Here is a 13,119-nt window from a genome sequence, read left to right on the forward strand (position 1 = left end):
GTCGCGCCACAAGCCAACTGCCAAGGAGACCCCCATGCCCGCTGAGCGTCCGAGTGTTGTCGTCACGCGACGGTTACCCGAGCCCGTAGAGGCACGGATGGCGGAACTCTTCGACGTCACATTGCGCGAAGACGACACGCCGATGACCCGCGACGAGCTGATCGACGCCGTCGGGCGCGCCGACGTTTTGGTGCCCACCGTGACCGACCAGATCGACGCCCGTTTGCTGGCCCGCGCGGGAGAGCGGCTGAAACTGATCGCGCATTACGGATCGGGCGTGGACAACATCGACGTGGCGACAGCCCGGCAGCGCGGCATTCTGGTGTCGAACACGCCCGGCGCGTCCACCGACGATACCGCCGACATGACTATGGCGCTGGTACTGGCCGTGACCCGTCGCCTGCCCGAAGGCTTGCAGACGATGCGCGCGGGCGAATGGACCGGGTGGGCCCCGAACGCCTTGCTGGGCGGGCGGATTTCCGGTCGGCGTATCGGTATTCTGGGCATGGGGCGGATCGGGCAGGCGGTCGCGCGACGGGCTAATGCCTTCGGGATGCAGGTCCACTACCACAACCGCCGCCCCGTGCGGGATCGTATCGCCGACGAACTGGGTGCGACCTACCATGAAAGCCTGGATCACATGCTGTCCCGCGTGGATGTGCTTAGCGTGAACTGCCCACATACGCCGTCCACGTTCCATCTGCTGAACGCCCGCCGCATCGCGTTGATGAAGCCGACCGCAGTGGTGGTGAACACTTCTCGCGGGGAGGTGATCGACGAGAACGCTTTGGCTCGTGCCTTGGCCGACGGTGCAATCGCCGGCGCTGGCCTGGATGTGTTCGAACACGGGGCCGAGGTGAATCCCAAGCTGCGCGACACACCCAACACCGTGCTGCTGCCTCACATGGGTTCGGCCACCGTCGAAGGGCGGCTGGAGATGGGCGAGAAGGTTATCATCAACATCAAGACCTTCGCAGACGGCCATCGCCCGCCCGATCAGGTTGTGCCGGGCGATCTATAACCGCGCGCAATCCGGTCTTGTCAGCGATAGGATCACTGATGCGCAGCGTAGCGTAGGGTCGACCCGCTCGATCTTCGACGACCTGCATCCTGACACGGGTGTCCAAACTTGCTCCATTCTCACTCTCAGACTGGATAACGTAATCCTGCGGTCGCCCCATGAACGAAAGCTCGATCTTCTGACGTTCGCGGCCTTGGTAGTGACCGCACCCGATCACTTCCAACAGGTGACGGCCCGCCATGCGGCTAGGCGTGGTTCGATACGCTTCGGCCGCCGCGGCGCTGACAGCCAGATAGCGTTTGTCAGGCCCGATCGCGGCCACCCGCGTTGGCGCGCGCATGACCATCCGCGCCAGATCCTCGCTTTCGATCGTGGGCGGCAAGGGATCGGGCAGTCGGCTGAAACGCATTGCGCCCGCAAGGACGTTCGGAAGGCTGGCGCGGTCGTAGCGCGCCAAAGTCTCGCTCATTCGATCAAGGCCCGGCCCGAAGGTGTGCAGCGCATCAACGCGTCGACGCGCAAAGAAGTCGATCATCTCGTCCAACTCCTGCACGGAGGCGGGCACAAAACATTCGATCCGATCCAGAAGTGCCGCATTGCGCCGCAACAGCTGCGCATGCGAGCGCGTCGTTTCATCCGTCTGGATGGCGACGCGCAATTGGGCATCCGTAAGCCTGAAAGCGGCGCAGAGTTCGGTAAAACGTGTAACGACGCTCATCAGCAGTCCAATATTCGATCCGGTAGAAGTTGAGCGATAAGTCGCTCATCCGAAAGTGAATATTGCGGCGAAATCTAAACCCAAGGTTGATTTTGATCCGATTGCCTGAGGAAAGCCGACTCAGAGTTGCATCAAAATCCGGCGTTTACTTGTAAATGTGATCTTCACCGGGGAAGGCACGGGATTTCACCTCGTCCGCGTAGGCGCTGACGGCGTTCTCGATTTCCTCACCAAGACGCCCATAGACCTTCACGAATTTCGGCGCCCAGTCCCCCAGCCCCAGCATATCTTCAAGCACAAGGATCTGCCCGTCGCATTGGGCCGAAGCGCCGATGCCGATGGTGGGGATATCGACCGCGCGCGTGATCTCCTGCGCCAAAGGCTCAACCACACCTTCGACGACCACCGCGAAGGCACCGGCTTCGGCCACCGCTTTCGCGTCCTCGATGTGCAGCGGCCAGCTGTCTTCGTCGCGGCCTTGCGTCTTGAAGCCACCAAGCGTGTGCGAGCTTTGGGGCGTCAGCCCGATATGCGCCATCACGGGAATGCCGCGCTGGGTCAGGAAGTGGATGGTTTTCGCCATGCGCTTGCCGCCCTCCAGCTTGACGGCGCCGCATTGGGTTTCTTTCATGATGGTCGCTGCGTTCCGGAACGCGACGTTGGGGCTTTCTTCGTAGCTGCCGAAGGGCATGTCCACGACGATCAGCGCCCTCTTGGTGCCCCGCACCACCGCGCGCCCGTGCATGATCATCAGGTCCATGGGCACGCCGACGGTCGTCTCCATCCCGTGCATCACCATGCCCAGACTGTCGCCCACCAGAATGAAGTCGGCATATTTGTCGACGATTGCGGCGGTATGCGCGTGGTAAGAGGTCAGCGATACGATGGGCTCTTTGCCCTTGCGCGCGGCGATCTGCGGCACGGTGGTGCGACGGATGGGGGCGGCGTTCTGTGTGCTCATCATGGCTCCTTCGGGCTGGCGACGATGTTGTCGATCAGTAGCACGTCGCCGAAACGAACAGCCAGCAGAAGCACGACCGGACGCGTGGGCCGACCTGTGACGGACGACAGGTCTTCGGCGTCGCGGATATCGATTGAGCGGATGTCTGCGCCATCGGCTTGCGACAGAACTGTCCGCATCCGAGCCCGCGCAGTCGCTATCGTGCGCCCTTCGGCGATTGCCGCCTGCCCGGCCTGCAAGGCAGCGAACAGCGCCGGCGCCGCTGCGCGTTGCCCCGTATCAAGCCGCACATTTCGCGACGACATGGCCAGACCATCGGCTTCGCGCACCGTCGGTATCCCGTGGATGGCGACAGGAATATCGAGATCGCGGACCACGCGGCGGATGACGCACAGCTGCTGATAGTCCTTCTGACCGAAGAACGCGGCGTCGGGTTGCGCGATGTTCAAAAGCTTCGTCACCACGGTCGCCACGCCCCGGAAATGGCCCGGCCGCAAACGCCCCATCAGCACGCGCGACAGATCGGTCGCCTCGACGATGGTTTCGGCATCGCGGGCATACATCTGCGCAGGCGTCGGCAGGAACACCGCGTCCACCCCTTCGGCCCGCAGCAGCGCCAGATCGCGGTCGGCATCGCGGGGGTAGCTGTCCAAATCCTCTGTCGGGCCGAACTGCGTGGGGTTCACGAAGATCGTCGCAATGACGTGGTCGCATTGTTCCCGCGCCGCCCGAACCAGCGACAGGTGGCCGTCGTGCAGATAGCCCATGGTCGGCACCAGCCCAACACGGCCCGTCATCGCAGCCCGCTGCTTTCGAAGCTCTTCTTTCGTCTCGCAGACCTGCATCGCGCCCTCTTTTCCGTCGCGTGCTATCAACTTCGCCACCTTCGGCCAAGCCAGCGATTGTGGACGGACAGCAACGCTTACGCTCGCGACACCATTAAGGTCTTCGCGGAAGCTGCTCTGAGGGTTATGTGAATCCGCATAAGCGGCGTCAGACCGCAATTTGAGGCAGGATATTTTCAATATGGCGGGTTCCCCCGGCACATATGTTTTGGCGTGGTCGCAGACCGAGATTGACGGTCTGTCCAGCGCCCCCCCAGCCGCGATGCAAATCGGCGCCGCCTGGTCGTGGAGCGGCGAGGCGCAGCGCATCGACGGCAGTTCCAGCATCCTGATGCTGCTCGATCCCATCGGCGGGCGCGACTTGCGCCGCCGTGCGTCTCGCGCCGCGTTCAAGATCTTGCGGCGGGCTCAGGTACCCGTGGCGGATATGGACGAACTGGACTTCGAACCGTCAGCCATCGAGACGCAATTCTCCTTGACCGACGGCATCCGCGTTTTTCCAGCCGCGCTTGTGAGCACGGAGCTGACAGCACGCCCGCTGATTGTTTTCCCCGAGGCTTTGCCGCCAGCTGGTGCGCAGCTTTACGTGCTGACCGCGCCAGAGCCGTCGCGGCGCGCACGACCCGCAGCACCGCCCAGTGTCATCTGTTTCACCACCGGCACCCGGCTTGATACGCCCACCGGCCCCATCGCCGTCGAACACCTGCGCCCCGGCGACACGCTGCGCACCAAGGATGCAGGCGATCAGCCGATCCTCTGGACCGGTTCACGCGAATACTCCGGAGCGCGCCTGCACGCCCTGCCGCATCTGCGGCCTGTCCGCATTCCTAATGCCGCCTTCGGCGCGGGCGATCCCCGGGGCGATCTGCTGGTCTCCCCCGATCATCGACTGTTGATACAGGGGGCCGCGGCCCATGCGCTGTTCAACACGCCCGAAGTCCTTGTGACTGCCGCCGATCTGGTCGGGCGGTGCGGCATCGGGGTCGACCGCTCTGCGCGGGACGTGACCTACCACCATATCCTGCTGCCCCGGCACGAAATCGTCTGGGCCAACGGCATGGCGACGGAAAGCTTCCACCCCGATTACGCCGACCTGTCCGACATGCCGGATGCGGCGCGAACCGCCCTTCAAGCGGCGATCCCCGATCCCGGCCATGTCGTTGACGGCTACGGCCCCCCCGCCCGCCGAATGCTGAAAAGCGCGGAAGCCGAAATCATGTTTCACGACGGCGCTGGCCGTCAGGCGCTGCGGCAATTCGCCTGATCCCCAACAACGGTTGACTCCCCTGAGCGCGCGCTTATAAGCCGCCGCTCTATGGTGTTGGTGGCCCTCGCAAGGGGATGCCTGTCGGTGCGCAAGCGCAAAGGACAACGCCCTTCACAAGCGCGCTTCATCCCGAAAAGTGGATGCCGGTTTTCGGACCAAGATGAAGCGGCCACATAACGAAGGAGATCAGCCGTGACCAAACGCACGACTGCCAAGTACAAGCTCGATCGCCGCATGGGCGAGAACATCTGGGGCCGTCCCAAATCCCCCGTCAACCGTCGTGAATATGGCCCCGGCCAGCACGGTCAGCGCCGTAAGGGTAAGGTGTCGGACTTTGGTCTGCAGCTGCGCGCCAAGCAGAAGCTGAAGGGCTACTACGGCGACCTGACCGAGAAGCAATTCCGCCGCATCTTCGCCGAGGCAGAGCGCCGTCGCGGTGACACCGGTGAGATCCTGATCGGCCTGCTTGAGCAGCGTCTGGACGCCGTCGTCTACCGTGCCAAGTTCGTGCCGACCGTCTTTGCCGCACGCCAGTTCGTGAACCACGGCCACGTCACGGTGAACGGCCGCAAGGTCAACATCCCCTCCTACCGCGTGAAGGAAGGCGATGTGATCGAGGTCCGCGCCAAGTCCAAGCAGCTGGCCATCGTGCTGGAAGCCGCCGGTCTGCCCGAGCGTGACGTGCCCGACTACCTTGAGGTCGATCACTCCAAGATGACCGCCACCTTCACCCGCACCCCGGGCCTGGGCGATGTGCCCTACCCCGTGCAGATGGAGCCGAATCTGGTCATCGAATACTACGCCCAGAACTAAGCTGTTCTGGTTATCGAATTGCGAAGGCCGTGCCCCCGTGGCGCGGCCTTTTGCTGTTTGTCGCTGGCGCGTCTTGGCAGCGCCCCGTTGTTAGGCCTGACTGCCGACCTTAGGTAGCTGAGTGTCACCCCAACCGGAGCCGCCACCATGACCGATCTTGCCCTTATCACCGGAGCGTCGTCCGGCATCGGCCGCGAGCTCGCGCGATATCACGCGGCGAAGGGCGGCGACCTGATCGTCGTTGCGCGACGGGAAGAGGCGTTGAACGCCCTGAAGGCAGAGCTGGAGCAGGCGCATGGGGTCACTGTCCACCTCATGGCCGCTGATCTGGGCGCGCCAGGTGGGGCCGACGCTTTGGCCGACCGGATCGAAGCGGACGGACACTCCGTCGGCGTTCTTATCAACAACGCGGGCTTCGGCGGGCAAGGCCTGCACATCGACCGCGAGTTGAGTGACGAGCAAGACATGATTGACCTGAACGTCAAGGCGCTGGTCACCCTGTGCCACCGGATCGGCGGCGCGATGGCAAAGTCGGGGCGTGGGCGTATCTTGAACGTCGGCTCGACCGCCGGCTTCATTCCCGGCCCGAACCAAGCCGTTTATTTCGCCACCAAGGCCTTCGTGAACTCGTTCAGCCAAGCGCTGGATGAAGAGCTGCGCGACCGTGGCGTGACCTGCACGGTGCTGACGCCCGGCTACGTCGAGACCGAATTCGCCGACCGCGCCGACCTGCACGGCACCGGCTTGACCAGGCAAAAGGGCAAGACCGCCGCCGAGACCGCCAAGATCGGCTACGACGCGATGATGGACGGTAAGCTGGTCGCCCATAATCAAGCCGCTTTGGGCGTCGCGATGAACTTCCTTGTGCCCTTCGTTCCGCGCAGACTGCTGCTGAAGCAGATCAAAAAGTCACAGGCAAAGTAACGCAGTCTGGACGCTAGCCCTGTGGTGCAACCCTCGCTAGAAAGACGCCGAGCAGGAGTAACCAGTCATGTCCCACGCCATCGAGCCAAAGCCCGGTATTCTTCAGATCGCGCCCTATCAGGGCGGGGCGAGCCACGTGGACGGCGTGCGCGACGTCATCAAACTGTCGTCGAACGAGAACCCTGCGGGGCCGCCGCAATCGGCACGCTCGATGTTCAAGAAGGCCGAGCATCTTCTGAACCGCTACCCTTCGACCGACCACGCCAGCCTGCGCGCCGCTATCGGAGAGGTGCACGATCTCGACCCAGAGCGCATCATATGCGGTGCGGGCTCGGACGAACTGATCCACATGCTGTGCACCGCCTACACCGGGCCGGGCACCGAGGTGATCTACACCGAACACGGCTTTGCGATGTATCGCCTGTCAGCGCTTGCTTCCGGTGCGACCCCGGTGGAAGTGCCCGAGCATGAGCGCAAGGTGGACGTGGATCGCATACTCGACGCGGTGAACTTCCGCACCCGTCTTGTCTTCATTGCGAACCCCGCGAACCCGACCGGCACGATGCTCGGCTCGAACGAGATCGGGCGTCTGGCCGCCGAACTGCCCGAGAATGTGCTGCTGGTGCTGGACGGCGCCTATGCCGAATACGTCGATGGCTATGACGGCGGCGCCAAGCTGGCGACCAAGCGCGAGAACGTCGTGATGACGCGCACGTTCTCCAAGATCTACGCGTTGGGCGGCCTGCGCGTCGGCTGGGCCTACGGCCCGTCTCACGTGATCGAAGTGCTCAACCGCGTGCGCGGACCGTTCAACCTTGGCACCCTGCAACTGGTCGCTGCCGAGGCGGCGGTAAAGGATCGGGAGTTCGTGGAAAAGAGCCGGGCCGAGAACGCGCGCCTGCGCACGTGGTTGGCCAAGGCGCTGGCAGAGATCGGCGTGATGTCCGACACCTCTACCGCGAACTTCGTGCTGGCGCGCTTCGACTCCGAGGAAGAGGCAAGCGCCTGCGAGGCTCACCTAAGAGGCGATGGAATCCTTGTGCGCAAGGTCGGCGGCTACAAGCTGCCGCATTGCCTGCGCATCACCGTGGGCGATGAACCGTCATGCCGTCGGGTCGTTCATTCCATTGCAGCCTTCAAGGGCCAAGACGTGTGATCCGCCACGCGGCCATCCTGGTCGCGCTGATGGCGGGGCCGGTCTGGGCCGACGCGCCAGCATCCAGTCTGCGACCAGAGCCGCGCCCCATGCTAAGCGCGCCGATGCCCACCCGCGTCGAAGGTCCGCGCGTGGTGGCCCGAGTCATCGGTCCCGCGCGCGGCGACGTTTTGCTTGGTCCGGCGGGCAGCGTTGGGCTGGTGGCCTCTCCTCGCCCCGACGCGCGGCCCGACAATCTGCGACGCCGCAATACCGTGGCACGGGTGGGCACGCCCGATCTGGCACCGTCCGGCGTGCCGGGCGCGATCTGTGGCAGCGCAGCGATCCGCGGCGTGGCCATCGCCCCCGTCCCCGGCCGCATTGCAGGCTGCGGCGTGGCCGAGCCGGTGAAGGTGTCCATGGTGCAGGGCGTGGCACTTAGCCGTGCGGCCACGATGGATTGCCGAACCGCGCAGGCTCTGTCGAACTGGGTCGGCAGCGCGGTGCGCCCGGCCATCGGACGGTTGGGCGGCGGCGTCACCGGGCTGCGCGTGGCCGCCGGCTACGCCTGTCGCACGCGGAACAACCAGCCGGGCGGCAAGGTGTCGGAACATGGAAAGGGCCGTGCCATCGACGTGTCGGCATTCAGGCTTGCCAACGGAGCGGAGATCACTGTTCTGAAAGGCTGGCGCGACTCACAGCACGGCCCGATCCTGCGGCGCATCCATCGCGGCGCTTGCGGCCCGTTCGGGACCGTTCTTGGCCCCGAATCGGATCGCTTCCACAAAGATCACTTCCATCTGGACACGGCGCGCTACCGATCCGGAAGCTACTGCCGCTAGGGCGTCAACGTCTCGAACCGCAGACCCTTCGCGGTGCGGTTCGGGAAGCCTTCCCAGTAGGTATGCTCGTCGGACTCTGTGCCGTCTTCGGCAACATCGTAGACGCCGTCGTCCGACACTTCGACTAGATCAAGGTAGGCACCCCGATCTTCTTGGCCCTTCAAGTGCAGGTCCAAGAAAGCCGTCGTGAAGTGCTGCAGGATGTTGTTCATCCGTGTCGTGTCCCAGACAGCGTCGGCGTAGTGACCGTAGATGCCTTCAACCTCCCACGCCTCTTGCGGCGCGGGCATGGGGGCGGCGGCGTTGTGGTTCGCGTCCCCAAAGCTCAGCAGGTGGCGCGTGGTGCCAGAGGTTTCGACGAAGATCTGGCGGATGGCGGGATACTCCGACACATCGTCCACACTACCCGCGACAAGCATCAGCGGCAGGTCGATCTGACCCAGCCCTTCTTCGCTCCAGAAGTCGCGATTGCGGCCCCACGGGCCGATGGCAATGACGGCGGCAAGGCGGTCGTCTTGGATCTCCGCCAGTCGATCCGCACCCACGGCCAGTTCCTGCAGGATGGCGCCCGGCGGATTGTAGCGGTCAGGCCAGTCGCCGTCCGCCTCGATCCCGGCGCCAGAAAAGATCAGAGCACCGTAGCCCCCCATGGAATATCCGATCAGCCCGGTGCGGCTGGCGTCGATGATGCCGCCCAGATCACCCTCTTGCGATGCCATCGCGTCCAGCACGAAGGACTGATCCTGCGGGCGATTGTAAAGGGTCGAGGCGAAGGCACCCATGTCCGAATACGTGCTGTCCGGATGGTCGATAGAGACCGCGACATATCCCTTGGACGCAATGTTCTCGCCCAGATGCGTCATCAGAAAGCGGTTGCCGGGATACCCGTGAGAGATCAGCACCAGCGGGAAGGTTCCATCCGCCACATCGGCGTCGCGGGCGGCGCGGCCGGACAGCTGCACCTCGGTCTCGCCGTCGCGTAGGAAGGCGGTATAGGTGCCGCCCGGTTCAGTGCCATCGGCGGCGGGGTAGAAAACCTCGACCGTGATATCACGGTCATAGCGCACCATCTCACCTTCGGTGGAGTTCACCACATCTACGACGTCGGGCCGGGTCAGCGTCAACGTACGCACCCCGATGGTGTGATCCCCGTAGGCCGCAAGTTCGGGCGCGTCGGGGCGGATGCGGTCGATGGGGTTGTCCTGCGCTACGGCAGGCAAGGCCATCAGCCCGGCGGCGAAAATCGTGGCATGCTTCATTTGAAAGTCCTCCCGCCGCACAACCTAAGGCGGCGCGCGGAAGGACAAGGCATCATGCCGCAGGATAACCCAATATCTGGATGCGGGTGCCGATCTCATCAAGGATGGCCGGGTCGTCGATGGTGGCGGGCGTCTTGAATTGTTCACCGTCGGCGATCTGCGCCATGGTCTTGCGCAGGATCTTGCCCGACCGGGTCTTGGGCAGGCGATCCACCACAGTCGCCAGTTTAAACGCCGCGACAGGGCCGATCTTTTCGCGCACCAGCGCGACCAATTCTTTCGCGATCTGCGCGTCGGATTTGTCGGTGCCCTTTTGCAGCGTGACGAAACCCATTGGCAACTGCCCCTTCAGCGCGTCCTTCACCCCGATCACGGCGCATTCGGCCACATCGGGATGGGCGGCCAGAACCTCTTCCATCAGGCCGGTGGATAGCCGATGGCCCGCGACGTTGATGACGTCATCGGTGCGCGCCATGATCCACAGGTACCCGTCTTCGTCCATCATGCCCGCATCGCCGGTGTTGTAATAGCCGTCGAACCGTTCAAGGTAGGCCTTCCGATAGCGATCATCGGCCTGCCATAAAGTTGGCAGCGTGCCCGGCGGCAGGGGCAGCTTGATGGCGATAGAGCCCAGTTCGCCGCGCGGCTTCTCTGCCCCGTCCTCTGCCAGGATATGCACCTCGTAGCCCGGCATCGGCACGGTGGGCGAACCGATCTTCACTGGCAGCGCCTCGATCCCGGTAGGGTTGGCGACCATGGGATAGCCGCTCTCGGTCTGCCACCAGTGGTCGTAGACCGGCACGCCCATGACTTTTTGCGCCCATTCGATGGTGTCCGGGTCCGCGCGTTCACCCGCCAGATACAGCGCACGCAGGCCGGAAATGTCGTGGCCTTCCATGTATTTCGCTTTCGGGTCTTCTTTGCGGATCGCGCGAAAGGCGGTGGGGGCGGTGAAGAACGATTTGACGCCATGTTCAGCGATGACCCGCCAGAATGTCGACGGATCGGGGGTGCCGACGGGCTTGCCTTCGAACACCACGGTCGTGTTGCCGTGGATCAGCGGCGCATAGCAGATGTAGCTGTGACCCACGACCCAACCCACGTCCGACGCGGCCCAGAAGACTTCGCCCGGATCGACGTTGTAGACCGCCTTCATCGTCCAGTTCAGCGCCACGATGTGCCCGCCAGTGGGGCGCACGACGCCTTTGGGCTGACCGGTGGTGCCACTGGTATACAGGATGTAACAGGGGTGATCACCCCGGACGCTGACGCAAGGTGCAGGCTCTACGCCCTCTTGCGATGCGTGCCATTCGACGTCGCGGCCTTCGACCAGCGTCGCCTCGGCCTGCGGGCGTTGCAGGACGATGCAGGTCTCTGGTTTGTGCGTGGCCTGTTCAATGGCGGCGTCCAGCAGGGGTTTGTATTCGACCACGCGGTTCGGCTCGATCCCGCAAGAGCCTGCGATGATGGCCTTGGGCGTCGCGTCGTCGATCCGGGTGGCCAGTTCAGAGGCTGCGAAGCCGCCGAACACGACCGAATGGATCGCACCGATACGCGTGCAGGCCAACATCGCGACGACCGCTTCGGGCACCATCGGCATGTAGATGACCACCCGGTCGCCGTGGCCCACACCGCGCGCCTTCAGCGCGCCCGCAAGCATCGCGCAACGGTCCTGCAATTCAGCGTAAGAGATATGCGCCTTCGTATCGGTCACAGGGCTGTCGTAGATTATAGCAGTCTGCTCGCCGCGCCCCGCTTCGACATGGCGGTCGACGGCATTGTAGCAGGTGTTGGTCATACCATCGGGGAACCAGTTGGTGCCGTCGTCCGACAGGGCTGTTTCGGGGAAGGTATCCCAGTGGACGCGCTGCGCCTGCTCCATCCACCAGCCTTGCGGATCGGCCTTCCATGTGTCGTAGATTGCCTTGTAGCCCATGATCGTTCCTCCCCGGTCTTTCGCACAACTCCTGCCGCCAATGAGAGGTTTGCGCAAGATAGTTGCGCTAACAGGCTTTAGGGAGAGGTTCGGAACACCATCTCGCGGCCCGCTTCGTTCGACAGGATCAGCACGTTGCCCTGCGCCTCCGCGAACTGCATTTCGGCCAGTGTCGCGAAGAACCGCGTTTCCGCTGCAAGATCGGGGCACGCGCGCTTCGTTGCGGCGATGGGGCCCAGATCGAACCACGGATAGGGCACGGTGAGCGGGGCGGCGTAGCTGTTGCACGGCCCCTGCCCCGAGATGCGACCCTCCGCGAACGTCATCGTCGCCCGCGCGCCGAAGGGTTCCTGATTGATCCCATCGAGCGAGTAGGATGTGTCTTGCGCGTAGGCCGACACCGTTTCATCGGGGCCACAGGCTGCCAGTGCCAGCAGCAGTATCGTCAATCTTCGCATCTCGCCCCCTGTCGCGCTGTTTCGCATCGCCCTATCATAAGCCGCGATGACTGACACCGACCGATTGAACCTGCGCGCACAGACCGCTTCGGTCGCCGTGGCGCTGATCCTTGTGACCGCGAAGCTTTGGGCGCTGGCGGCGACGGGGTCGCTTTCGGTCGCCGCGGCTCTGGCGGATTCGGCGCTGGACCTGATGATGTCCTTGGGTGGCTTGGCCGCGATCCGCTACGCCGCGCGCCCCCCGGACGACGATCACCACTTCGGCCACACCTCTGCCGAGGATCTTGCCGCACTGGGTCAGTCCGCCTTCATCGCGCTGTCGGCCATCGCCATCGCGGCGGCGGGCGTGCTGCGGTTGGGCCAACCCGCCGCGCTAGAGAACGAGGGCGCGGGCATGGCCGTCATGGCGCTGTCCATCGGACTGACCGGAGCATTGGTCTTCTATCAATCCCGCGTGGCCCGGCGCACCGGCAACCGGGTCATCATGGCCGACCGCTTGCACTACGTGGGCGATCTACTGCCCAATCTGGGGGCGGCGGCGGCGCTTTATGCGTCGGGTGCGTTCGGGCTGGTGTCGCTGGATACGGTGGTTGCTCTGATCGCCGCCGTTATCATGCTGATCGGTGCGGGGCGGATCGGCGCAGGCGCGTGGAACGCCCTGATGGACCGCGCGGCGGGGCCAGAGATGATCGCCGAGATCGGGCGCATCGCGGACGATGCTGCCGGCGTCGAAGGCCACCACGACCTGCGCACCCGGACCGCCGGCACGCGCGTCTTCGTGAACCTGCACATAGAGATCGACGGCACGCTGCCGCTATCGGACGCGCATGAGATCGGAGAGGACCTGCGCCGCACCATCGTGCAGCGCTATCCCGGCACGGATGTGATGATTCACCACGATCCGGTCTAGGCCGAAGCCCCGAAGGACTTCGACCGAACG

Annotated in this window: 13 protein-coding genes; 7 read left to right on the forward strand and 6 right to left on the reverse strand. The window is 64.2% G+C overall.

Annotated elements, in window-relative coordinates; genetic code table 11:
* Nucleotides 1-34: 34 nt before the first annotated feature.
* Nucleotides 35-1,021 carry a 2-hydroxyacid dehydrogenase gene (locus FIU81_RS12695; RefSeq protein ID WP_124110716.1) on the forward strand — a complete coding sequence of 329 codons (987 nt, stop codon included), beginning with the start codon at nucleotides 35-37 and terminating at the stop codon, nucleotides 1,019-1,021.
* Here FIU81_RS12695 and FIU81_RS12700 read toward each other — a convergent pair.
* The 3 genes from FIU81_RS12700 to panC all read right to left on the reverse strand — a co-directional run bounded on the left by FIU81_RS12700 (nucleotide 963) and on the right by panC (nucleotide 3,584).
* Nucleotides 963-1,739: a hypothetical protein gene (locus FIU81_RS12700; protein ID WP_124110715.1), complete on the reverse strand. Its 777-nt coding sequence runs from the start codon at nucleotides 1,737-1,739 to the stop codon at nucleotides 963-965. The two genes, FIU81_RS12695 and FIU81_RS12700, sit on opposite strands and share 59 nt — an antisense overlap.
* Nucleotides 1,740-1,884: 145 nt before the next feature.
* On the reverse strand, nucleotides 1,885-2,700 hold the full coding sequence (gene panB, locus FIU81_RS12705; protein ID WP_124110714.1) for a 3-methyl-2-oxobutanoate hydroxymethyltransferase: 816 nt from the start codon (nucleotides 2,698-2,700) through the stop codon (nucleotides 1,885-1,887).
* Nucleotides 2,700-3,584, reverse strand: a complete 885-nt coding sequence (panC, locus tag FIU81_RS12710) for a pantoate--beta-alanine ligase (protein WP_320414777.1) — start codon at nucleotides 3,582-3,584, stop codon at nucleotides 2,700-2,702. The genes panB and panC overlap by 1 nt, the downstream gene beginning before the upstream one ends.
* 142 nt (nucleotides 3,585-3,726) lie before the next feature.
* On the opposite strand from panC, the gene FIU81_RS12715 reads away from it, so the two are divergent.
* From FIU81_RS12715 to FIU81_RS12735, 5 genes are all read left to right on the forward strand, one after another.
* Nucleotides 3,727-4,809 (forward strand): Hint domain-containing protein, encoded by a 1,083-nt coding sequence (locus FIU81_RS12715; protein ID WP_124110713.1) that lies wholly within the window; start codon nucleotides 3,727-3,729, stop codon nucleotides 4,807-4,809.
* 195 nt (nucleotides 4,810-5,004) lie between these two features.
* Nucleotides 5,005-5,625: a 30S ribosomal protein S4 gene (gene rpsD, locus FIU81_RS12720; protein ID WP_124110712.1), complete on the forward strand. Its 621-nt coding sequence runs from the start codon at nucleotides 5,005-5,007 to the stop codon at nucleotides 5,623-5,625.
* Nucleotides 5,626-5,772: 147 nt separating this feature from the next.
* Nucleotides 5,773-6,549: an SDR family NAD(P)-dependent oxidoreductase gene (locus FIU81_RS12725; RefSeq protein WP_124110711.1), complete on the forward strand. Its 777-nt coding sequence runs from the start codon at nucleotides 5,773-5,775 to the stop codon at nucleotides 6,547-6,549.
* A 67-nt stretch (nucleotides 6,550-6,616) separates the two neighbouring features.
* Nucleotides 6,617-7,705 carry a histidinol-phosphate transaminase gene (gene hisC / locus FIU81_RS12730; protein WP_124110710.1) on the forward strand — a complete coding sequence of 363 codons (1,089 nt, stop codon included), beginning with the start codon at nucleotides 6,617-6,619 and terminating at the stop codon, nucleotides 7,703-7,705.
* On the forward strand, nucleotides 7,702-8,526 hold the full coding sequence (locus FIU81_RS12735) for an extensin family protein (RefSeq protein ID WP_124110709.1): 825 nt from the start codon (nucleotides 7,702-7,704) through the stop codon (nucleotides 8,524-8,526). The genes hisC and FIU81_RS12735 overlap by 4 nt, the downstream gene beginning before the upstream one ends.
* On the opposite strand, the gene FIU81_RS12740 is transcribed toward FIU81_RS12735, so the two are convergent.
* The 3 genes from FIU81_RS12740 to FIU81_RS12750 form a co-directional block, all read right to left on the reverse strand.
* Nucleotides 8,523-9,785 (reverse strand): alpha/beta hydrolase family protein, encoded by a 1,263-nt coding sequence (locus tag FIU81_RS12740; RefSeq protein ID WP_124110708.1) that lies wholly within the window; start codon nucleotides 9,783-9,785, stop codon nucleotides 8,523-8,525. The genes FIU81_RS12735 and FIU81_RS12740 overlap by 4 nt on opposite strands.
* Before the next feature lie 52 nt (nucleotides 9,786-9,837).
* Nucleotides 9,838-11,721, reverse strand: coding sequence for a propionyl-CoA synthetase (locus FIU81_RS12745; protein ID WP_124110707.1), 1,884 nt, complete (start codon nucleotides 11,719-11,721; stop codon nucleotides 9,838-9,840).
* A 77-nt stretch (nucleotides 11,722-11,798) separates the two neighbouring features.
* Nucleotides 11,799-12,179 (reverse strand): META domain-containing protein, encoded by a 381-nt coding sequence (locus FIU81_RS12750; protein WP_124110706.1) that lies wholly within the window; start codon nucleotides 12,177-12,179, stop codon nucleotides 11,799-11,801.
* A 46-nt stretch (nucleotides 12,180-12,225) separates the two neighbouring features.
* Between FIU81_RS12750 and FIU81_RS12755 the strand changes: the two genes are divergently transcribed.
* Nucleotides 12,226-13,089: a cation diffusion facilitator family transporter gene (locus tag FIU81_RS12755; RefSeq protein WP_124110705.1), complete on the forward strand. Its 864-nt coding sequence runs from the start codon at nucleotides 12,226-12,228 to the stop codon at nucleotides 13,087-13,089.
* Nucleotides 13,090-13,119 lie beyond the last annotated feature (30 nt).

Origin of the sequence: Palleronia sp. THAF1 (genome assembly GCF_009363795.1) — a bacterium.
Classification (GTDB): Bacteria; Pseudomonadota; Alphaproteobacteria; order Rhodobacterales; family Rhodobacteraceae; genus Palleronia.